Consider the following 20,322-nt stretch of genomic DNA (forward strand, 5'->3'; position numbering starts at 1 on the left):
AAAGAATAGTTACTGAAGCCTATAACAACAGATTCTCGTGGAGCCTCGCTGATGAAATCCTATGAAGTCAATTTTGACGGTCTAGTGGGGCCGACCCATAACTACGGTGGTCTGTCCTACGGCAACGTCGCCTCGCAGAGCAACAGTCAGCAATCCTCGAATCCGAAGGAAGCGGCGCTGCAAGGTCTGGCGAAGATGAAAGCGCTGATGGACATGGGCTTTCAGCAAGGCGTGCTGGCCCCGCAGGAGCGTCCCGACGTGGCCGCGCTGCGTCGTCTGGGCTTCAGTGGCACTGACGCGCAGGTGATCGAGCGCGCCGCCAAGGAAGCGATGCCGCTGCTGGTCGCCAGTTGCTCGGCGTCGAGCATGTGGGTGGCCAACGCCGCCACGGTCAGCCCGAGTGCCGACACCGCTGACGGCCGCGTGCACTTCACCGCCGCCAACCTCAATTGCAAATACCACCGCAGCATCGAACACCCGACCACCAGCCGCGTGCTCGGCGCGATGTTCGCCAATCAACAGCACTTCGCCCATCACGCCGCTTTGCCGGCAGTGGCGCAGTTCGGCGACGAAGGCGCGGCCAACCACACGCGTTTCTGCCGTGAGTACGGCGAGGCGGGCGTCGAGTTTTTCGTGTTCGGCCGCAGTGCGTTCGACAACCGTTTCCCGGCGCCGCAGAAATACCCTGCACGCCAGACCCTCGAAGCCTCGCAAGCCGTCGCGCGTCTGCACGGTCTGCGTGACGAAGGCGTGGTCTACGCGCAGCAGAATCCCAACGTCATCGATCAGGGCGTGTTCCACAACGACGTGATCGCCGTGGGCAATGGTGAAGTGCTGTTCTATCACGAGGACGCGTTCCTCGAGACCGACAAGATGCTTGCCGAGCTGCAAGGCAAACTGGCCAAGGTCGGCGGTAACTTCCAGTCTGTTTGCGTGCCGCGTTCGGCGGTCACTGTGGATGACGCGGTGCGTTCCTACCTGTTCAACAGCCAGTTGCTCTCGCGTGCCGATGGCTCGATGCTGCTGATCGTGCCGCAGGAATGCCAGGCCAACGAACGCGTCTGGGCTTATCTGCAAAGCCTGACCAGTTCCGGCGGGCTGATCCGCGAAGTGAAGGTCTTCGATCTCAAGCAAAGCATGCAGAACGGCGGTGGCCCGGCGTGTCTGCGTCTGCGTGTGGCGCTGAATGAAACCGAACTGGCGGCGGTCAACCCAGGCGTTATCATGACGGCCCCGTTATACGGTTCGTTGACCGCATGGGTTGAAAAGCACTACCGCGACCGCCTGAGCGAAACCGATCTGGCGGACCCGCAGTTGCTGCTTGAATGCCGGACGGCACTGGATGAACTGACGCAAATCCTTAAACTGGGCGCGGTTTATCCCTTCCAGATCAATTGATCGCCGGCGCGCTGCCTGAACGCGGCGCGCGGCGTGTCACCCAAGAGAGTAAAAACATGAGCGATTCCCTGCAGCTGATCCTTGAAGACACCGACGGCACGCAATTGCAAACCTCGTGCACCCGCGTCGCGGTGATGTGGCAAGGCAAAGAGCTGTGGATCCAGCAGGACGGCCGTGGCCAGCTGCTGATCGGCGTCGACGTCGAGGAAGGTGACGAAGAGTACGCCAACCTGCTGCTGCGCCCATTGGCGACTAATCTGGTAAGTCTGCAACTGGAAATGGAACCGGCTGACCTCGGCGCTGACGAGGATCACGTACACGGCCCGGATTGCAACCACGACCACTAAGGAAACCGCTCTATGCTCGCCCTCGGCAAACTGCTTGAACTGACCCTCGCCGGCCGTGAACCGACGGAGAAGACTCAACTGACTGTCGAAGGCGTGCGCATGCGCTGGTTGAGCGAAGGGGCGCTGGAAGTGCGGCCCCCGGAAGCGCGCGACAATGGCCTGGACCTGCTGCTGTCGGCAGGCATCCATGGCAACGAAACGGCACCGATCGAGTTGCTTGATCGGCTGCTGCACGACATCGCACGCGGCGATCTCAAGCCGCGCGCACGCATTCTGTTCCTGTTCGGCAACCCGGAAGCGATTCGCAAGGGCGAGCGTTTCGTCGAGCAGGACGTCAATCGGCTGTTCAACGGCCGCCACGAACAAAGCAGCGGCTCGGAAGCGTTGCGCGCCTGTGAGCTGGAACGGCTGGCGGCGAGTTTCTTCAGCAAGCCCGAGCGCCAGCGTCTGCACTACGACCTGCACACCGCGATTCGTGGGTCGAAGATCGAACAGTTCGCCTTGTACCCGTGGAAGGAAGGGCGCCAGCATTCCCGTCGCGAACTGGCGCGCCTGCGCGCCGCCGGCATGGAAGCAGTGCTGTTGCAGAACAAGCCATCCATCGTCTTCAGTTCGTACACCTACGACAAGCTCGACGCTGAAGCTTTTACCTTGGAACTGGGCAAGGCGCGGCCGTTCGGGCAGAACGACGGCGTTAACGTTTCACTGCTGGAAACCCGTCTGAAGCAGATCATCGAAGGCACTGAGCCGGAGACAGAAGAAGGGCTGGACGGCTTGCAACTGTTCAGCGTGGCGCGGGAAATCATCAAGCACAGCGATGCGTTCCGCCTGAATCTGCCGGCGGATATCGAGAACTTTTCCGAGCTGGAACCGGGTTATGTGCTGGCCGAGGATCTGGCCAATACCCGCTGGGTGATCGAAGAGCAGGGCGCGCGGATCATCTTCCCCAACCCCAAGGTCAAGAACGGCCTGCGCGCCGGCATCCTCATCGTCCCGAGCACCGACGAAAACCTCGCCTGACGTGATCGTTCCCACGCTCCGCGTGGGAATGCAGCCCGGGACGCTCTGCGTCCGTTCCAAAGCCGAACGCGGAGCGTCCGTTGAGGCATTCCCACGCAGAGCGTGGGAACGATCGGGCGGAGTTTAAACCGCTACAGCACGCGGCTCGGTTCGACGCAACGCGCGAATCTTCTGCAAGGTATCGGCGCAAGTCCGCGCCGCTTCCTGGCCCTTGTGCACAAAGTGCTCGAAGAAGAACTTCTGATGCTCTTCGCCCGAATGGAAGTGATGCGGGGTCAGCGACACCGAGAACACCGGCACTTCGGTTTCCAGCTGCACCTGCATCAGGCCGCTGACCACCGATTGCGCAACGAACTCGTGACGGTAAATGCCGCCGTCCACCACCAGGGCGGCGGCGACGATGCCGGCGTAACGGCCGGACTTGGCCAGCAGCTTGGCGTGCAGCGGCATTTCAAAGGCGCCGCCGACTTCAAAGAAATCGATGTCCGATTCCTGATAACCCTGCACCAGCATTTCAGCGACGAAGCCTTTACGGCTCTGGTCGACGATTTCCTTGTGCCAGCAGGCCTGGATGAACGCGACGCGCTCGCCCTGTGGGTGTTTGCTTTTGCTGTCGATAGCGGTGGGTTGCATGTTCTGACTCCTGTTTGTGTGAAAAACAGGGCGTTATGAATCGAAAGGGATGCAAGGGTGCGAACGCAGGCACGAGTGCACGCGGACGGCCCTTTGGCGTCGATCCCGTTCTCTCTTCATCCGGACTATGACCGTCGGCCCCGGAATCACACCGGGTCTGCTGACCTTGCCGACGCACCCGACTCAAGTCGAGTGCAGCGCCAAGCGCTCGCGGGCTATGCGCATTGCGCGCAATTACCGCCGGTGGGGAATTGCACCCCGCCCTGAGAACGTTTTTGCCGCCCATAGGCGGGCGGCGGCAAGTTTGTAACACATATTTCCCGGCCATGCACATGACACTGTGGGAGCGAGCCTGCTCGCGAAAGCGGCTTCACATTCAATGAATATGCTGACTGTTACTCCGCTTTCGCGAGCAGGCTCGCTCCCACATGGGCTTTGTTTTCTCGAGGAAGAATGGGTTTTTTCCGCGTTCAAGGGTTGATTAATCTGCGCGATGACCGCAGTAATCCCACTTCACAAATGGATTTCCCCATCTGACCAGAGGCCAGGTTCATGAGCGTTATCGATCTTCGCAGCGACACCGTCACCCAACCGACTCCCGCCATGCTCGATGCGATGACCGCAGCCGATACCGGTGACGATGTGTATGGCGAAGATCCGACGGTCAATCACCTCGAGGCCGAACTGGCCAAACGCCTGGGCTTTGCCGCCGCGCTATTCGTGCCGACCGGGACCATGAGCAACCTGCTCGGCCTGATGGCGCACTGCGAGCGGGGCGACGAGTACATCGTCGGTCAACAGGCGCACACCTATAAGTACGAAGGTGGCGGGGCGGCGGTGCTCGGCTCGATTCAGCCGCAGCCGCTGGAGGTGCAGGCCGACGGTTCGCTGGATCTGGATCAGGTTGCGGCCGCGATCAAACCGGACGATTTCCATTTCGCCCGCACGCGTTTGCTGGCGCTGGAAAACACCATGCAGGGCAAAGTGCTGCCGCTGGAATATCTGGCGCGCGCGCGACGCTTTACGCAGGAGCATGGCCTGCAATTGCACCTGGACGGCGCGCGGCTGTACAACGCGGCGGTCAAGCTTGGCGTCGATGCCCGCGAGATCACTCAGCACTTCGATTCGGTGTCGGTGTGCCTGTCCAAGGGCCTCGGCGCGCCGGTCGGCTCGGTGCTGTGCGGCTCCGAGCAACTGATCGGCAAGGCGCGGCGTTTGCGCAAAATGGTCGGTGGCGGCATGCGTCAGGCCGGGTTGCTCGCGGCGGCTGGCCTGTACGCGCTGGATCATCACGTCGAACGGCTGGCGGATGACCATGCCAATGCGCAGTTGCTCGCCGAGGGTCTGCGTGAGGCCGGTTTCGTCGTCGAGCCCGTGCAAACCAACATGGTCTATGTGCAAATGGGCGACAAGGCCGCAGCACTCAAGGACTTTGCCGGCGAACGCGGGATCAGGCTCAGCGCCGCTGCGCGCTTGCGCATGGTCACGCACATGGACGTCAGCCGCGCGCAAATCGAACAAGTGATCGCGACATTCGTCGAGTTTTCACGCAAGTGACAGCGTCAGCCGTCCAATTGACCGTTTCTATCGTATAAACACGCTGTACCCCGCGCGCAGGGCCGATATAATGCGGCCCTTTGCCGTCGCTTCGTCTCACGACGTTTCGAACAGGCCTTTGGCCGCAGCCTCCGTGGAAGAACCTAATGAAAAGCGCAGAAATCCGTGAAGCCTTCCTTCGCTTCTTCGAAGAGCAAGGCCACACCCGTGTAGCCTCCAGCTCTTTGATTCCGGGCAACGACCCAACCCTGCTGTTCACCAACGCGGGGATGAACCAGTTCAAGGACTGCTTCCTGGGCCAGGAAAAACGTGCGTACACCCGTGCCACCAGCAGCCAGAAATGCGTGCGCGCCGGCGGCAAGAACAGTGACCTGGAAAACGTCGGTTATACCGCGCGTCACCACACGTTCTTCGAAATGCTCGGTAACTTCAGCTTCGGCGACTACTTCAAGCACGACGCGATCACCTTTGCCTGGACCTTCCTGACTGGCGTGCTCAAGCTGCCGAAGGAAAAGCTCTGGGTCACTGTCTACGCCACCGACGACGAAGCGTATGACATCTGGACACAGAAAATCGGTGTGCCCGCCGAGCGCATGATCCGCATCGGCGACAACAAGGGCGCGCCGTACGCTTCCGACAACTTCTGGACCATGGGCGATACCGGCCCGTGCGGCCCGTGCACCGAGATTTTCTACGATCACGGCGAGCACATCTGGGGCGGCCCGCCGGGCTCGCCGGAAGAAGATGGCGACCGCTACATCGAAATCTGGAACAACGTGTTCATGCAGTTCAACCGCACCGCCGATGGCGTGTTGCATCCGTTGCCTGCGCCGTCGGTGGACACCGGCATGGGCCTGGAGCGGATCAGTGCGGTGATGCAGCACGTCAACTCCAACTACGACATCGACCTGTTCAAGAACCTGCTCAAGGCTTCGGCTGAAGCGATCGGCTGCGAAAACGGCGATCAGTCGTCGCTCAAAGTCGTCTCCGACCACATCCGTTCCTGCGGTTTCCTGATTGCCGATGGCGTGCTGCCGTCCAACGAAGGTCGCGGTTACGTGCTGCGCCGGATCATCCGTCGCGCCTGCCGTCACGGCAACAAGCTCGGCGCCACCGGCAGCTTCTTCTACAAGATCGTCGCGGCGCTGGTTGCCGAGATGGGCGAAGCCTTCCCGGAACTGCAGAAGCAGCAAAGCAACATCGAACGCGTGCTCAAGGCTGAAGAAGAGCAGTTCTCCAAGACCCTGGAGCACGGCCTGAAAATCCTCGAGCAGGATCTGGCCGAGCTCAAAGGCACCGTGGTGCCAGGCGACGTGGTGTTCAAACTCTACGACACCTACGGTTTCCCGATGGACCTGACCGCCGACATCGCCCGCGAACGCGGCCTGACCGTCGACGAAGCCGGTTTCGAGCGCGAGATGGAAGCGCAGCGTGTTCGCGCGCGTTCGGCCAGCTCGTTCGGTCTGGACTACAACACCCTGGTCAAGGTCGACGTGGCCACCGAGTTCACCGGTTACGCCGCCACCAGCGGCTCGGCGAAAATCGTTGCCATCTATAAGGATGGCCAGTCGGTCGACGTGCTGAGCGAAGGTCAGGAAGGCGTGATCGTGCTCAACCAGACGCCGTTCTACGCCGAATCCGGTGGCCAGATCGGCGACTGCGGTTTCATTCAGGCCGGCAGCAGCCGCTTCGACGTGCGCGACACCACCAAGACCGGCGGCGCATTCCTGCACCACGGCGTGCTGGCCTCGGGCAGTCTGACCATTGGCGCGCCGGTGGAAACCCACGTCGACGCCGAAGTGCGTCACGCCACCGCGCTGAACCACTCGGCTACGCACTTGCTGCACGCCGCGCTGCGTCAGGTGCTCGGTGAGCATGTGCAGCAGAAAGGTTCGTTGGTCGACAGTCAGCGTCTGCGTTTCGACTTCAGCCACTTCGAAGCGATCAAGCCAGAACAGATCAAGCAGCTGGAAGACATCGTCAACGCCGAGATTCGCAAGAACTCCGCCGTTGAAACCGAAGAAACCGACATCGAAACCGCGAAGAACAAAGGCGCCATGGCGCTGTTCGGCGAGAAGTACGGCGACAGCGTGCGCGTGCTGAGCATGGGAGACTTCTCGGTCGAGCTGTGCGGCGGTATCCACGCCAACCGTACCGGCGACATCGGCCTGCTGAAAATCATCAGCGAAGGCGGCGTGGCATCGGGCGTGCGTCGTATCGAGGCAGTCACCGGTGCTGCGGCGCTGGCCTACTTGAACGCGGCGGAAGAACAACTCAAGGAAGCGGCCAGCCTGGTCAAGGGCAGCCGCGACAACTTGATCGACAAGCTCTCGGCGGTACTGGAGCGCAACCGTCTGCTGGAGAAACAACTCGAGCAGTTGCAGGCCAAGGCAGCCAGCGCTGCGGGCGACGATCTGTCGGCCTCGGCGGTGGACGTCAAGGATGTGAAGGTGCTGGCCGCCCGTCTGGACGGTCAGGATGGCAAAGCGCTGCTGGCGCTGGTCGATCAGCTGAAAAACAAACTCGGCCGCGCAGTGATCCTGCTCGGCGGTGTCCATGAGGAAAAGGTCGTATTGGTTGCAGGCGTAACCAAGGACCTGACTGGCCAACTCAAAGCCGGTGATTTGATGAAACAGGCTGCGGCGGCAGTGGGCGGGAAGGGCGGTGGTCGTCCGGACATGGCGCAGGGCGGCGGTGTCGATGCCGCTGCGCTGGATGGCGCACTGGCGCTGACCGTTCCATTCGTCGAGCAGGCTTTATAAGACGGCTCGCCGGGCCCGCAGTCTAGTGGCGGGCCCGGCGACTGTTCGAAAGATTATTGGGCGCCCTTCATGGGCAGAGGCGGCTTTGAAATGGCTTTGATCGTACAGAAATTTGGAGGCACCTCGGTCGGCACTGTCGAGAGAATCGAGCAGGTCGCCGACAAGGTTAAGAAATTCCGCGATGCCGGCGATGACCTGGTGGTTGTGCTGTCTGCAATGAGCGGCGAAACCAACCGTCTGATCGATCTGGCCAAGCAAATCAGTGGCGAGGCACAACCGGTTCCGCGCGAGCTGGACGTGATCGTGTCCACCGGTGAGCAGGTGACGATTGCCCTGTTGGCCATGGCGCTGATCAAGCGCGGTGTGCCGGCGGTGTCGTACACCGGTAATCAGGTACGGATCCTGACTGACAGTGCGCACAATAAAGCGCGTATCTTGCAGATTGATGACCAGAAGATTCGCGGTGATCTGAAGGCTGGCCGTGTGGTGGTTGTCGCCGGTTTCCAGGGCGTCGATGAGCACGGCAACATCACCACTCTCGGTCGTGGTGGTTCCGATACCACCGGCGTGGCACTGGCGGCGGCCTTGAAGGCGGATGAATGCCAGATCTACACCGACGTCGACGGTGTCTACACCACCGACCCGCGTGTGGTGCCGGTCGCTCAGCGTCTGGACAAGATCACCTTCGAAGAGATGCTGGAAATGGCCAGCCTCGGCTCCAAGGTGCTGCAGATCCGTGCGGTGGAATTCGCCGGCAAGTACAACGTTCCGCTGCGCGTACTGCACAGCTTCAAGGAGGGTCCGGGCACCCTCATTACTATTGATGAAGAGGAAACCATGGAACAGCCGATCATTTCCGGCATCGCTTTCAACCGCGATGAAGCCAAGCTGACCATCCGTGGCGTGCCAGACACCCCGGGCGTGGCGTTCAAGATTCTCGGCCCGATCAGTGCCGCGAACATCGAAGTCGATATGATCGTGCAGAACGTCGCGCACGATAACACCACCGACTTCACCTTCACCGTGCACCGCAACGACTACCAGGCCGCACAGACCGTGCTGGAAAACACCGCTCGCGAGATCGGTGCCCGTGAGGTCGTTGGCGACACCAAGATTGCCAAGGTCTCGATCGTCGGCGTCGGCATGCGTTCTCACGCAGGCGTGGCCAGCCGCATGTTCGAATCCCTGGCGAAAGAAAGCATCAACATCCAGATGATCTCGACTTCGGAAATCAAGGTGTCCGTAGTGATCGAAGAGAAGTACCTGGAACTGGCCGTGCGCGCGCTGCACACGGCTTTCGAACTGGATGCTCCGGCCCGTCAGGGCGAGTAATCCGCTTCTGTGAAGGGCGCGGTCTGACCGCGCCCTTTATTTTTGAATGGCGCGAGCCCCGGAACTGTTCTTTTGCTCGCGCTGGTCAATACTCAGGCATGTAGGGCTACGATCGCTGCGGTTGTAGGTCGGGTGCCTTTTTTTTGCAGACTGTTGTCCCTGAAATGAATGGCGTAAGGAGAAAGGTATGCTGATTCTGACTCGTCGGTGCGCGGAAAGCCTGATTATCGGTGACGGCGAAATCACCGTGACCGTGCTCGGCGTCAAAGGAAACCAGGTGCGTATCGGCGTCAACGCTCCGAAAGAGGTTGCGGTGCACCGTGAGGAAATTTACCTGCGTATAAAGAAAGAGAAGGACGAAGAACCAAGCCATTAATTTTTATCGATTTTTATGTTTGCAAACGGGGAAGAAGCTGGTTAATATACGCCCCGTGTTGCGGAGAGCTGGCCGAGTGGCCGAAGGCGCTCCCCTGCTAAGGGAGTACACCTCAAAAGGGTGTCGGGGGTTCGAATCCCCCGTTCTCCGCCATTATTTGCTTAGTACGTCGTAATCTGGCTTCTTCTGTAAGTTATTGAAATTACTAGAAAAAGTGTTTGACATAGAGATTAGACGGCCTATAATGCGCGGCAACAAATGCACTCGTAGCTCAGCTGGATAGAGTACTCGGCTACGAACCGAGCGGTCACAGGTTCGAATCCTGTCGAGTGCACCATTTAAGAGTTATTTGCTGTAAGGTGAGTAACTCGGTTTCAGCCAGTTGTGGTCTGGTCTAAAAACACAAAATGCACTCGTAGCTCAGCTGGATAGAGTACTCGGCTACGAACCGAGCGGTCACAGGTTCGAATCCTGTCGAGTGCACCATATACCAAGAAGCCCGCGCTCAACGCGGGCTTTTTGCTGTCCGGGATTTGGCTTTTCCCTTCACACAGCCTCTTTCATCAAAATCAATTTGAGCACTGCGGCCTCGCTTGAGGTCGTAACGATAGCTCGTGGTCGACGTGCGGGTGTTGATCTTGTCGGGCTTGCCCAGTGCGCTTTCGACGTCCCGCTGGCTCATGCCGGCAATCACTCGCCGATTGATGATCGCTTCGCGCCGCTGCCTGTTATCGATCAGGTTTCCACATTTATGTTCGGTGCCGCCGACGATGCCCGGTTCGCGTCCGCTGTCTTTTATGCCGGTCACGGCTTCGTGATTGAACTCCGGCATGATTGCGACCCAGCCGGGTGAATGCGGGTGGACCTCCTGAATTGAGAGCTGCTCGCCGGTTGCGCAGCTCATCGATGTGAATGTGACGCTGCCGTCACCGGCCTGGCAACGATGAAGTGTGGTGGCGTTGGCAGGCGTGGTGTGGAGCAGGACGGTCAGTAGATATAGCGCGGGTTTTGCTGGCATTCGATGTCCTCCGTGACGATCTACGCTCAAGGGTAGTCGCTGCTTTTTGCATTGCCGGTGTGTTTTCTTTTCAAGATGAGTCGTCGCATTTGCACGGGTCAGGCAGGTGCTCAGGTTTGTTTCGCAAGCGCTTGTTTCAGCCGTGATTTTTTCAACGTTTTAAACCGTCAGGCGTGTATCATTGCGCCCGTCAGCCCCGCCGGGGCTTATGGAAAACCTCCATGGACTTACCCAGTAGTTGTTCAGTAAACCGTTTCACCAATCATGAATTGACTGATTGATCCTTCCGGCGTGCCCCGCTGCTGGGAGTGGAGTTCGCCTATGTCCGAAATCGAAGTAAAGAAAACACAGGAAAGCCTGCAGGACCGCCTGGCTCAGGTCGTCGAGTTGCTGCAGCGCCAACGTGTCGTTGAAGACCTGACTCATCGCCAGGAAGGTCCGCACCACGACCGCGTGGAAAACCTGGTTCACCGGCAAAACCTCGTCGAGCTGCAACGCAAGCTCGATGATCTGCACTCCGCCGACGTCGCCTACATTCTTGAAGCCTTGCCGCTGGACGATCGTCTGACGCTCTGGCAACTGGTCAAGGCCGATCGCGACGGCGACATTCTTCTTGAAGTATCCGATTCCGTCCGTGAAACGCTGATCGCCGACATGGACGATCACGAGCTCCTGGCTGCGGCCAAGGACATGGACGCCGACGAACTCGCTGACTTGGCCTCCGAGCTGCCGCGAGACGTTGTCCATGAGCTGATGGAGAGTCTGGATAACCAGCAGCGTGAACGCGTGCGCTCGGCCCTGTCCTATGACGAGGATCAGGTCGGTGCGTTGATGGACTTCGAGATGGTGACGATCCGTGAGGACGTCAGCCTTGAAGTGGTTCTGCGTTATCTGCGTCGCCTCAAAGAGCTTCCTGGTCATACCGACAAACTGTTCGTGGTCGATTACGACGGCGTGCTCAAGGGCGTGCTGCCGATCAAGCGTCTGCTGGTCAACGATCCGGAGAAGCAGGTCGCCGAAGTCATGGCCAGCGATCCGGTCAGTTTCCATCCTGACGAAGACGCCTACGACGCCGCTCAGGCATTCGAGCGTTACGACTTGATCTCGGCGCCGGTGGTCGACAAAAACGGCAAACTGATCGGCCGTCTGACCATTGACGAAATGGTCGACCTGATCCGTGAGGAAAGCGAAAGCGAAGTCCTCAACATGGCCGGTCTGCGCGAAGAGGAAGATATCTTCGCCTCGGTATGGAAATCCCTGCGTAACCGTTGGGCGTGGCTGGCGGTGAACCTGATCACTGCATTTGTCGCATCGCGGGTGATCGGTCTGTTCGAAGGTTCGATCGAGAAGCTCGTGGCACTGGCGGCGCTGATGCCGATCGTGGCGGGTATCGGCGGCAACTCCGGTAACCAGACCATCACCATGATCGTGCGCGCCATGGCGCTGGATCAGGTCAGCACCGGCAACACCTCGCGCTTGATGCGCAAAGAGCTGGCGGTCGGTTTGATCAACGGTCTGGTCTGGGGCGGGGTGATCGGTGTAGTCGCGTACATGCTCTACGGCAGTTGGTCGCTTGGCGTGGTGATGACGGCAGCGATGACGCTCAATCTGTTGCTGGCGGCGTTGATGGGCGTGTTGATCCCGATGACGCTGGCCAAAATGGGCCGCGATCCGGCGATGGGCGCCAGTGTGATGATCACGGCAATGACCGACAGCGGTGGCTTCTTCATCTTCCTCGGGTTGGCGACAATCTTCCTGCTCTGACCTTGTGCAATGAAAAGCCCGTCAAATCGACGGGCTTTTTTGTGCCTGCCAAACAGATATGAGCGCAAGTACAAGTAACCGTGGCGAGGGGATTTATCCCCGCTGGACTGCGCAGCAGTCCCATTGTTTTTGGGGCTGTCATGCAGCCCAGCGGGGATAAATCCCCTCGCCACACTCAATTGCCAAGCGGCCATCTGTCATATTGCGGGCAAAAAAAAGCCAGCAATCATGCTGGCTTCAATATGTTCGGTATAACTCAGGACGCGTCTGCGGCCATTTCTGCGTCGTGTGCGATCAGCGACACCAGGGCGTTCTGCTGACGGTGCGACAGCTGACGGAAGCGTTGCAACAGCTCGCGCTCGTGCAGCGACAGCTCCGGGCTGTCCAGGCGCATGCTCAGCTCTTCGCCCAGTGCGCCTTCCTGAATAAGACTCTGCTCAAGGCGCGCAATGATCTCGGAGTTCATGCTGCGATGATGATTGCGAGCCACCTCGGCAATGCGTTCACGCATTCCGTCTGGCAGACGTACGACAAACTTGTCAGCCGTACGGCTGGAATAAATTGCCTGTTTCAATGGGCGCATATATTTAACCGGTTAGTTCAGGGGAGCGGTTCTCGGGATTGGCCGCAGGATGTGTGGTAGGACAAGCATCCGGACCAATTGGTTCAACCTGAATTGTTAAGAGGCCGGCATCATGCCTCAAAATTGCCAGATCATTGGCGTCAATTCTGTGACAAATATTGAGCCGGGTAAAGGCGTAATGCCAGCACCAGTTGTCAGAAATGCGGACTGGTTGGAAAACTTTCCATCCTTCCGTATCGCTGCCCGCTTTCGCATGCACATCTGTTGATGTCCGAAGACCTCAGAACGTGCATGCTATGCGGCTCGCTATTCTTGATCCCTATGTGTACAGGATAGTGGCAATTTGCCGATTTACTAGAGGCAGGACCCGTCGGAGGGCGTTTACAGGATGGATGGCAAGCTTTTTTACCTGATGGGGCCGTCCGGTTCGGGCAAGGACAGCCTGATCGATGCATCGCGTGAGCCACTGCGGGCGTTGAACTGTGAAGTAATGCGTCGGGTGATTACCCGCTCGGCGGAGTCCGTCGGCGAAGATGCAATCGGCGTGACCCCTGAGGAATTCGAACGGCGACAGCACGCCGGCGCTTTCTCCCTGGCCTGGCAAGCCAACGGCCTCTCCTACGGCATTCCAAGGGAAATGGATGAATGGTTGCAAGCGGGCCGGCACGTACTGGTTAACGGGTCAAGAGCGAACCTGCGTCAAGCAATGGAGAAGTATCCAACCCTGGTGCCGATTCTGCTGACAGTCAACGATGAGGTCCTGCGCAAGCGCTTGCTCAGCCGTGGTCGGGAGACCCCTGAGCAAATCGATGCGAGGCTGGCTCGCAATGCGTTGTTCAAAGACCGAAGATCCAGCGACAGCCCCGTTCATCAGATCGACAACTCTGTTGACCTTGCTATCGCGGTCTCTTCGTTATTGGAATTGGTTCGGCTCAACGCAGAACCGGATCGAACTTGATTTTGCGCCCTGCAATCAGCGCCAGCACAAACAGCACCGCAAACACGCCACAGCCAACCAGAGGCAAGGTGACTTCCGTCTCCTCGAACAGCGCCAGGTGGGTAACGCCACTCAGTAAAGCGAGGATCAGAAATCCTGTCGCCGATTTGGACATGTTGTACTCCTGAAGATATTTCAAAAAACCAGACGTTCGGTGGTTGGCGCCGAGGCTTGCTCAGGCTCGCTGACCATTTGTGTAGAAGCGTCGCTGCGATCACTCAACACGGCCCACTGCGGCGCTTTCTGCACTTGCAAGTAATGCGGCATGCGCTGCGCCACTGGCTGCTCAACGTCAGCCTTGGGAAAAAAATGTGATCCGAGCAAGACAGCCAGAGCCGCTGCGTTTGCAAGCAAGAGGGTGCTGTTCATGGCACGACGCTCCAAATTGTTCTTTTTGATAGAACAGGCATAGCAGTCGCCGTGCCAACAGTGTAACGGCTGATAAGTCCTTTAAAAACAAGGGTTTGGTATGTTTTTTCCGGCGACGCTGATTGCAATCTGCAATGACCGCATTTCCGCGCAGTGCAATTTGCCCGGTAAAAGTTCCCGCAATCTTCCAAGGCGCTTGCCTACACTTAAAAAGCCCTACGGACGACATGACAAAACAGGGGCCGGCCGTTAACATGCACGCCGTCTGTCGCGCCGCATACAGCCCGCGTCAATTCAGTGTCTCAGTAGCTCAATTGGATAGAGCATCCCCCTCCTAAGGGGAAGGTTGCAGGTTCGAACCCCGCCTGGGACACCACCTCTTCAAAAAACAAAAAGCCCCGTCGCACTTACTCGTGCGGCGGGGCTTTTTGCGTTGGAGCGCTGGCGAGCTCTACAGCAACTCCGAGCGGCGCAACGCCTCGATGGTTTCAATCAGGTCGTCGTACGCCACCGGTTTGCCCAGATGCTGATTGAACCCGGCTTCCCGGGATTTCTGCATGTCGCTCTGAGTGCCATACCCGGTGAGGGCGATCGCCGGTACGTTTTTCACCAGCGGCAGTTTGCGCAGGGCAGCCATCAGTTCATAGCCGGTCATGACCGGCATGCCGAGGTCGGAGATGATCAGATCGTAGCGCGTGTTCTCAGCGTCTTTCAGCGCTGCCACGGGATGGTCGAAGGCCGTTACGTCGGCGTCTTCCATCTCCAGCAGCAGCTTCAAGGTCTCCAACACTTCCGGAGAATCGTCGACCAGCAGAATGCTCAAGCCATCGAGCTTGCCGGAAACCGGTTCAACCTCGGCTGTTGCAGCGGTTTCTTCGACATCAGTCGACAGCGGCAGGCGAACGGTAAAGGTACAACCGGCGCCCAGCCCCGGCGAATCAACCTTCACCGTGCCGTGCTGGGCTTCGGTCAGTTGCCGCACCAGTGACAGGCCGATGCCCAAGCCTTCACGTTGATGGTTGGTGTGCTGTTTTTCCGCCTGGCCGAACAGATCGAAGACGTGTTCGAGGTTTTCCGCAGCGATGCCGACGCCGTTATCCTTGACGTCCAGTTGCGCCATTTTCCCGCTCTTGCTGGCAATCAACTCAATGCGCCCGCTCGGTGGTGTGAACTTCAAGGCATTGTTGACCAGATTCCAGATGATCTGCTCGACCCGTGTCGGGTCGGCATGAATGATCAACGGTGCTTCAGGCAATTGCAGATCGATGCGCGTGGCATGCTGCTCATTGAGCACTACCGTGTGGATGTCACGCAGAACCGCGCTCAGATCGACACGCGCCAATTGCAGTTTGAGCTTGCCGGTGCGCACCCGTGCTACATCAAGCAGGTCGTCGATGATCCGCGCCTGACTGTTCACCGCATCGCAAATGGTGTTGACCGCTTTGGTCGCCGGTCCGGCGGTGCGGATCATTGGCAAACGGCGCAACAGTTCGGCGTTGAGTTGGATCAGGTTGAGCGGGTGCTTGAGTTCATGGGACATGACCGCGAAGAACTCATCACGCAGGGACACCGTATTGCGCGTCTGCGCCAGTTCCTTGCTCTGTTCATCCTGCTGGCGCTTGTGCCCGGTCAGGTCGCGGGCGATTTTCACATAGCCTTGCAAGCGGTCGCCGCTGAGCCGGGTGACCTCGCCGCTGCAGAAGAAACGGCTGCCATCCTTGCGCACATGCCAGCGCTCATCCTCCGAGCGCCCGTGCTGACGAGCCGTGGACAATTCACTTTCAGCCATGCCGGCAGCACGGTCTTCGGCTGTGAAGATGAAATCGTAGTACTGACCTTCGGCCTCGTTTTTGCTGTGGCCAAAGATCAGTTCAGCGCCTTTGTTCCAACTGGTGATCGCACCCATTTCATCGAGGATGATAATCGCGTAGTCACGCGTACTCTCAGCGACCAGACGCATGCGTTCTTCGCCCAGGCGCAGCTCTTCCTCGGCTTCGCGGCGTTTGCTGATGTCGATGAAGGTCAACACGGTGCCGTCGATATGGTCTTCGCTGGAGCGATAAGGCAGCAAGCGGGCGATGTACCAGCGGTTATCGGTACTGTTGACCTCGCGTTCGATCATGTTCAGCGATTCGAACACTTGCGCCGCGTCCTCGGTCATCGCCGGGTAATTCAGACGATGGGTGATATCCAGCAGTGAACGGCCAGTGTCTACCGGCAGCATGCTGAAGATGTCGGTAGCGCGCGGCGTGAACCATTTGATGCGCATGCTGCGATCGACGAACACCGTAGCAATATCAGTAGAAGCGATCAGATTGGTCAGATAATCGTTGATCTTGTCCGTTTCTTCGACTTTGGTCTTCAGCTCGTAGTTGACCGTCAACAGCTCTTCATTGATTGACTGCAACTCTTCCTTGCTGGTCTCGAGCTCTTCGGTGGCCGAGCGCAGTTCTTCGTTGATCGCCTGCATCTCCTCGTTGGAAGCCTTGAGCTCTTCGCTGGAGATTTCCGACTGTTCGATGGTGTCCTGCAAATGCAATTTGGTGCGTTGCAGCTCACGTTCCAGATTCGAGAGCACTTGGCTTTCAGTCTGCAGCACCGTGGTCAGCGCCTGCTCGTGCGCGTCGATCTCCGTTTCATCGAAGGTCACCAGCACGCACTCGCTGTCGAAGTCGTCGTCCTTGTACGGCTGCGCAATCAGCGTGATGCGGTACTGACGCTCCTCGCGCTTGAGCAGCACTTCACGCGAGCGCACGGTGAGGTTGCTTTGCTGCACCTGGAACAGCGTCGTGCGGATTTCCAGGCGCAGTTCCGGCAGGATCAGCGTCAGCAAGTTGCGTGACAGCTCGCCGCCGACATGCCGAAGGAAGCGCCCGGCGGCTTCGCTCATGTGAAGGATATCGGCGTTGGTGTCGACGATGATGCTCGGCGGGGCGAAGCGTTCTATGGCGCGGCGGTGGATATCGGCAAACGACAGCTTGACGGGCTCGATGGCTTTCGATGGCGGTCGGGAAACGCTGGTGCGCATGTAACCGCCACGCGGCATGGTCGGGGTGCGGCGGCTGTTCGCGGTGCCGGTCTTGGCGCGGAAGATGCGGTTGCGCTTGTCCACGGGCGCGAACAGTTCATGGCAGGCATCGGCGCTTTCCGAAGTGCCGAGAAACAGGAAACCACCCGGTCGCAGGGCGAAGTGGAACATCTGCAGGATTTCCCGCTGCACCTCGCGATCCAGGTAAATCAGCAGATTGCGGCAAACGATCAGGTCGATCTGCGAGAACGGCGGATCGGACAACAGGCTGTGCTTGGCGAACAGCACTTTCTCGCGGATTTCCTTGCGAATCCGGTAATGCTCATTGTCCTTGACGAAATAATGCCGAAGGCGTGTTGGCGGTACGTCGGTGACGATGGCTTGCGGATAGGTGCCGGCGCGGCCAGTGGTGATCGCGCGTTCGTCGATATCGGTGGCGAACACTTGCAGGTTGGCCTTGCTGCTTTGTACCTGCATCTGATCATCGAGCAGGATCGCCAGGCTGTAGGCTTCTTCGCCGGTCGAGCAGCCGGCAGACCAGATGCGCAGTTCTTCTTTTTCCGACGAGTCGGCAACCGATTGCACCAGTTGCGGCAGCACATCGCGCTCAAGGGCTTCGAAGGCTTCGCGGTCACGGAAGAAGTTGGTCACGCCGATCAGCATATCGCCGAGCAGGGCCTTGGATTCTTCCGGGGTATTTTGCAGGTAGTCGTAATAGGCGCCGAGGTCAGACTGGCTGGTGACCTGCATGCGCCGCTCGATGCGGCGCAGCACGGTGGCGCGCTTGTAGTGTTTGAAATCGTGACCGGTGCTGCTGCGCAGGTACAACAGGATTTCATGCAGGCGTTGTTCGGCGATCGACGCTTCGTGTTCGTTTGCAGGCTTCAAGGCTTTCAAGTCGGGATCATTGGCGCTGGGTAATTTGATGTTCTGAGAGTTGCGCCACAGCTCCATCAGTTTCTGCGGCATCTCGACCACTGGCAGTATCAGATCGACCATGCGCGTCTCGATGGCGGCACGCGGCATGCCGTCGAACTCGGCGTCTTCCGGCACTTGCACCAGCGTCACGCCACCCTGTTCCTTGATTCGCGACAAGCCCACCGCACCATCGGAACCGGTGCCTGAAAGCACCAGGCAAAAAGCCCGCTCGCGATGCACATCGGCCAGATCGCGGAAGAACAGGTCGATGGCAGTGTGGCGCGCTTGCGGTGAGCCAGCGGGGCTGACGCGCAGGTAGCCGTCATTCATCGTCAGCGAGTGCGCCGGAGAAATCACGTACACGCAGTTCTTTTCGATCGGCACCGGCTGCGTCACTTGCAGCACCGGCATGCGCGTCGATTCCTGAATGATCTGGTCGGCGATGCTCTGGTGATCGGGCGACAGGTGCAAAATGATCACGAACGCCATGCCGCTGTCCTTCGGCATATGCTCGAAAAACAGCTTGGTCGCTTGCAGGCCGCCCGCCGAGGCGCCGATGCCCACCACGGGGAAATTCAGGTGGCTGGGTGTCAGGTCCTTGCGTTCGGGCGCAGAGGGCGAGGCAGGGGTTTTCGAGGTCATCACTTCGGCCTTTTTTGTGGCGGTACAAGCGTATCGCGGACGTCCGGGGGCGCAGGTAATTGAGCAGAATAAACCTCATTTGCGAATCTGCCTGCACTTTTGAAGGACAAATGTGCTGTCTGTGTTTTTGACATCCGGTGATTGGCAACCGTGCCGATTAATATTCCGGCGTGATGATCGGTGGTCAGTCGTCGTTGATTTCGACTTTGCCAAGGCTCCCACTGACCTCGGTTACATGCCGACGGCCGAAGACTTCGTAGGTAGTCCCGCTGGCCTCTACGCCCGGCTTGCGCACGGCCAGTTGGGCGAATAACCCAGTCTTTTCGCTGTAACTGCCGAACCAGTCAATCAGCGCCCCGATGTAGCATTCGCCGCCGATCATTACCGGCAAATCGGTGATCTTTTCGATGGTGTAGTGCCCTGGACCGTAGCTGTAGTAATCGTCTTCGCCGGCGCCCGTCGGAGGAATGGGGCAAAGGGGCGCGTCAGGGTTTGAGCCCGATGCGACTTTCGTTGCCTGAGTGATGGCGTGGTCGAGTGCCGCGCGCAAATCCGCTTCGAGCTCATAGGTGCTGGTGCCGTCTTCCGTATGTTGCGTGGTTGGCACTTGCAGGGAGTAAGCGTAACGCACAGACACCGTCGGTACCTGACGGTTGATCTTCAGCGGATTGAGCAGGTACAGATTATCGACACCATAGGCGCCGTTTCGGTAAGCGGCATAAATTCTGTCGTGAAGCCTGATCCAGCTGATTGCCTGATTAGCGCCACGGTCGTTGGTGTAGAACAGCGAGCTTTCCGGCTCGACCGATCTTTTGACGAACCGCTCGCCCGTGCGGCGCCAGGTTTCCACGTAGGTGAACAAGCCGGTGCCGCCTGCGTATGTGTCGACGATAAGGTCGCGCTGGCCATCATTGTCCAGATCCAGCAGTGCGTAAGAAGTCCGTCCGGTCTCGGCGGCGCCTCCGATGCTTGAGGCTTTCAATGCTTGCCACTCATCCTCGCTCACGCCTTTGGGACGCGACTTGGGGAAGTTGGTTTGCTCGCCGTAACTGTCGACTGGATCGCCCGCGAACGATGTCTGCGAAGACTCCAAAGCCCGAGCGGCCAAGGCATGTTCCAGCGCAAATTCCGGGTGGTTTTTGCTCTCGGCACGAATGCTTTCCTGCAGATCGTTCATCGCCTGAAGATCCACGGCGTCCGGCTGCCACATTGCGGCTTGCGTCCACTGTGCCTGCAATGCTTGCAGGCGCTGGCGGTAGCTGCCATCCAGGCAAGCGACATCGACTGCGCAGGCATTGCGGGTTTTTAGCCAGGCGCGCTGGGTGCGCTTGAGCTCAGGTTGCGTCGCTGTGGCAGATGTCATCAGTTGGCGATACAGCGTGCCCATCTGCGCGTCGAGCTCATAAAGCGGTTTATTCGCGCAAATCGTGTTTTCCACGTCGTTCGCCGCTTTGGTGCAGTCCATTGCCGCCGCACTCATTGGCTGGATAAACAGCAGCAAAAAGGCCGACAGGATGTAGCGTCCCTTGATGTACACGATTCAGTCCCTATGAAAATCCTTGAGCAGGCGCGCAGAGT

Annotated in this window: 16 protein-coding genes, 4 tRNA genes and 1 riboswitch; of the genes, 13 read left to right on the plus strand and 7 right to left on the minus strand. The window is 58.9% G+C overall.

Annotated elements, in window-relative coordinates:
- Window positions 1–51 precede the first annotated feature (51 nt).
- Genes astB through astE form a run of 3 tightly spaced genes read left to right on the plus strand, consistent with a single transcriptional unit; the run spans window position 52 to window position 2,765 of the window.
- Window positions 52–1,398 (plus strand): N-succinylarginine dihydrolase, encoded by a 1,347-nt coding sequence (gene astB, locus JWU58_RS07515; protein ID WP_071173304.1) that lies wholly within the window; start codon window positions 52–54, stop codon window positions 1,396–1,398.
- Between the two features lie 56 nt (window positions 1,399–1,454).
- A complete protein-coding gene (locus tag JWU58_RS07520) occupies window positions 1,455–1,745 on the plus strand; it encodes a hypothetical protein (protein WP_016773591.1) in 291 nt (96 codons plus the stop codon).
- Between the two features lie 12 nt (window positions 1,746–1,757).
- A complete protein-coding gene (astE, locus tag JWU58_RS07525; RefSeq protein ID WP_206421707.1) occupies window positions 1,758–2,765 on the plus strand; it encodes a succinylglutamate desuccinylase in 1,008 nt (335 codons plus the stop codon).
- Window positions 2,766–2,888: 123 nt separating this feature from the next.
- Here the strand turns inward: astE and JWU58_RS07530 are convergent, their stop codons facing one another.
- Complete coding sequence (locus tag JWU58_RS07530; RefSeq protein ID WP_016773593.1) at window positions 2,889–3,398, minus strand: 6,7-dimethyl-8-ribityllumazine synthase; 510 nt, start codon at window positions 3,396–3,398, stop codon at window positions 2,889–2,891.
- A gap of 103 nt (window positions 3,399–3,501) precedes the next feature.
- Window positions 3,502–3,673, minus strand: a riboswitch (FMN riboswitch).
- A 277-nt stretch (window positions 3,674–3,950) separates the two neighbouring features.
- Between JWU58_RS07530 and ltaE the strand changes: the two genes are divergently transcribed.
- From ltaE to JWU58_RS07565, 7 genes are all read left to right on the plus strand, one after another.
- Complete coding sequence (gene ltaE / locus JWU58_RS07535; RefSeq protein ID WP_206421708.1) at window positions 3,951–4,955, plus strand: low-specificity L-threonine aldolase; 1,005 nt, start codon at window positions 3,951–3,953, stop codon at window positions 4,953–4,955.
- A 146-nt stretch (window positions 4,956–5,101) separates the two neighbouring features.
- Entirely contained in the window at window positions 5,102–7,717 is a 2,616-nt protein-coding gene (gene alaS, locus JWU58_RS07540) for an alanine--tRNA ligase (protein ID WP_122612069.1), read from the plus strand.
- 90 nt (window positions 7,718–7,807) lie between these two features.
- On the plus strand, window positions 7,808–9,049 hold the full coding sequence (locus JWU58_RS07545) for an aspartate kinase (RefSeq protein ID WP_016773595.1): 1,242 nt from the start codon (window positions 7,808–7,810) through the stop codon (window positions 9,047–9,049).
- Between the two features lie 187 nt (window positions 9,050–9,236).
- Window positions 9,237–9,425, plus strand: a complete 189-nt coding sequence (gene csrA, locus JWU58_RS07550) for a carbon storage regulator CsrA (RefSeq protein WP_002554426.1) — start codon at window positions 9,237–9,239, stop codon at window positions 9,423–9,425.
- A 62-nt stretch (window positions 9,426–9,487) separates the two neighbouring features.
- Window positions 9,488–9,578, plus strand: a tRNA-Ser gene (locus JWU58_RS07555).
- Between the two features lie 107 nt (window positions 9,579–9,685).
- A tRNA-Arg gene (locus JWU58_RS07560) sits at window positions 9,686–9,762 on the plus strand.
- A gap of 72 nt (window positions 9,763–9,834) precedes the next feature.
- Window positions 9,835–9,911, plus strand: a tRNA-Arg gene (locus tag JWU58_RS07565).
- 19 nt (window positions 9,912–9,930) lie between these two features.
- On the opposite strand, the gene JWU58_RS07570 is transcribed toward JWU58_RS07565, so the two are convergent.
- Window positions 9,931–10,443 carry a cell envelope protein SmpA gene (locus JWU58_RS07570; RefSeq protein ID WP_206421709.1) on the minus strand — a complete coding sequence of 171 codons (513 nt, stop codon included), beginning with the start codon at window positions 10,441–10,443 and terminating at the stop codon, window positions 9,931–9,933.
- A 321-nt stretch (window positions 10,444–10,764) separates the two neighbouring features.
- Between JWU58_RS07570 and mgtE the strand changes: the two genes are divergently transcribed.
- On the plus strand, window positions 10,765–12,207 hold the full coding sequence (gene mgtE, locus JWU58_RS07575; RefSeq protein ID WP_016773597.1) for a magnesium transporter: 1,443 nt from the start codon (window positions 10,765–10,767) through the stop codon (window positions 12,205–12,207).
- A 256-nt stretch (window positions 12,208–12,463) separates the two neighbouring features.
- Here mgtE and JWU58_RS07580 read toward each other — a convergent pair whose 3' ends face one another.
- A complete protein-coding gene (locus tag JWU58_RS07580) occupies window positions 12,464–12,790 on the minus strand; it encodes an Arc family DNA-binding protein (RefSeq protein WP_003178899.1) in 327 nt (108 codons plus the stop codon).
- A 388-nt stretch (window positions 12,791–13,178) separates the two neighbouring features.
- Between JWU58_RS07580 and phnN the strand changes: the two genes are divergently transcribed.
- Entirely contained in the window at window positions 13,179–13,748 is a 570-nt protein-coding gene (gene phnN / locus JWU58_RS07585) for a phosphonate metabolism protein/1,5-bisphosphokinase (PRPP-forming) PhnN (RefSeq protein ID WP_122746821.1), read from the plus strand.
- Here phnN and JWU58_RS07590 read toward each other — a convergent pair.
- Both JWU58_RS07590 and JWU58_RS07595 read right to left on the minus strand, forming a co-directional pair.
- Window positions 13,723–13,902, minus strand: a complete 180-nt coding sequence (locus tag JWU58_RS07590) for a PA3371 family protein (RefSeq protein ID WP_016773599.1) — start codon at window positions 13,900–13,902, stop codon at window positions 13,723–13,725. The genes phnN and JWU58_RS07590 overlap by 26 nt on opposite strands.
- A 20-nt stretch (window positions 13,903–13,922) precedes the next feature.
- On the minus strand, window positions 13,923–14,156 hold the full coding sequence (locus JWU58_RS07595; protein WP_016773600.1) for a hypothetical protein: 234 nt from the start codon (window positions 14,154–14,156) through the stop codon (window positions 13,923–13,925).
- A gap of 299 nt (window positions 14,157–14,455) precedes the next feature.
- Between JWU58_RS07595 and JWU58_RS07600 the strand changes: the two genes are divergently transcribed.
- Window positions 14,456–14,532, plus strand: a tRNA-Arg gene (locus JWU58_RS07600).
- Window positions 14,533–14,607: 75 nt separating this feature from the next.
- Here the strand turns inward: JWU58_RS07600 and JWU58_RS07605 are convergent.
- On the minus strand, window positions 14,608–18,744 hold the full coding sequence (locus JWU58_RS07605; protein WP_206421710.1) for a CheR family methyltransferase: 4,137 nt from the start codon (window positions 18,742–18,744) through the stop codon (window positions 14,608–14,610).
- Window positions 18,745–18,928: 184 nt separating this feature from the next.
- Window positions 18,929–20,281, minus strand: coding sequence for a lysozyme inhibitor LprI family protein (locus JWU58_RS07610; RefSeq protein WP_206421711.1), 1,353 nt, complete (start codon window positions 20,279–20,281; stop codon window positions 18,929–18,931).
- Window positions 20,282–20,322 lie beyond the last annotated feature (41 nt).

The sequence above is a fragment of the Pseudomonas atacamensis genome (genome assembly GCF_017167965.1).
In the GTDB taxonomy this organism is placed as follows: Bacteria; Pseudomonadota; Gammaproteobacteria; order Pseudomonadales; family Pseudomonadaceae; genus Aquipseudomonas; species Aquipseudomonas atacamensis.

Coding starts and splice junctions, on each gene's coding strand:
- astB (WP_071173304.1), top strand. CDS start 52: ATGAAATCCTATGAAGTCAATTTTGACGGTCTAGTGGGGCCGACCCAT.
- JWU58_RS07520 (WP_016773591.1), top strand. CDS start 1,455: ATGAGCGATTCCCTGCAGCTGATCCTTGAAGACACCGACGGCACGCAA.
- astE (WP_206421707.1), top strand. CDS start 1,758: ATGCTCGCCCTCGGCAAACTGCTTGAACTGACCCTCGCCGGCCGTGAA.
- JWU58_RS07530 (WP_016773593.1), bottom strand. CDS start 3,398: ATGCAACCCACCGCTATCGACAGCAAAAGCAAACACCCACAGGGCGAG.
- ltaE (WP_206421708.1), top strand. CDS start 3,951: ATGAGCGTTATCGATCTTCGCAGCGACACCGTCACCCAACCGACTCCC.
- alaS (WP_122612069.1), top strand. CDS start 5,102: ATGAAAAGCGCAGAAATCCGTGAAGCCTTCCTTCGCTTCTTCGAAGAG.
- JWU58_RS07545 (WP_016773595.1), top strand. CDS start 7,808: ATGGCTTTGATCGTACAGAAATTTGGAGGCACCTCGGTCGGCACTGTC.
- csrA (WP_002554426.1), top strand. CDS start 9,237: ATGCTGATTCTGACTCGTCGGTGCGCGGAAAGCCTGATTATCGGTGAC.
- JWU58_RS07570 (WP_206421709.1), bottom strand. CDS start 10,443: ATGCCAGCAAAACCCGCGCTATATCTACTGACCGTCCTGCTCCACACC.
- mgtE (WP_016773597.1), top strand. CDS start 10,765: ATGTCCGAAATCGAAGTAAAGAAAACACAGGAAAGCCTGCAGGACCGC.
- JWU58_RS07580 (WP_003178899.1), bottom strand. CDS start 12,790: ATGCGCCCATTGAAACAGGCAATTTATTCCAGCCGTACGGCTGACAAG.
- phnN (WP_122746821.1), top strand. CDS start 13,179: ATGGATGGCAAGCTTTTTTACCTGATGGGGCCGTCCGGTTCGGGCAAG.
- JWU58_RS07590 (WP_016773599.1), bottom strand. CDS start 13,902: ATGTCCAAATCGGCGACAGGATTTCTGATCCTCGCTTTACTGAGTGGC.
- JWU58_RS07595 (WP_016773600.1), bottom strand. CDS start 14,156: ATGAACAGCACCCTCTTGCTTGCAAACGCAGCGGCTCTGGCTGTCTTG.
- JWU58_RS07605 (WP_206421710.1), bottom strand. CDS start 18,744: ATGACCTCGAAAACCCCTGCCTCGCCCTCTGCGCCCGAACGCAAGGAC.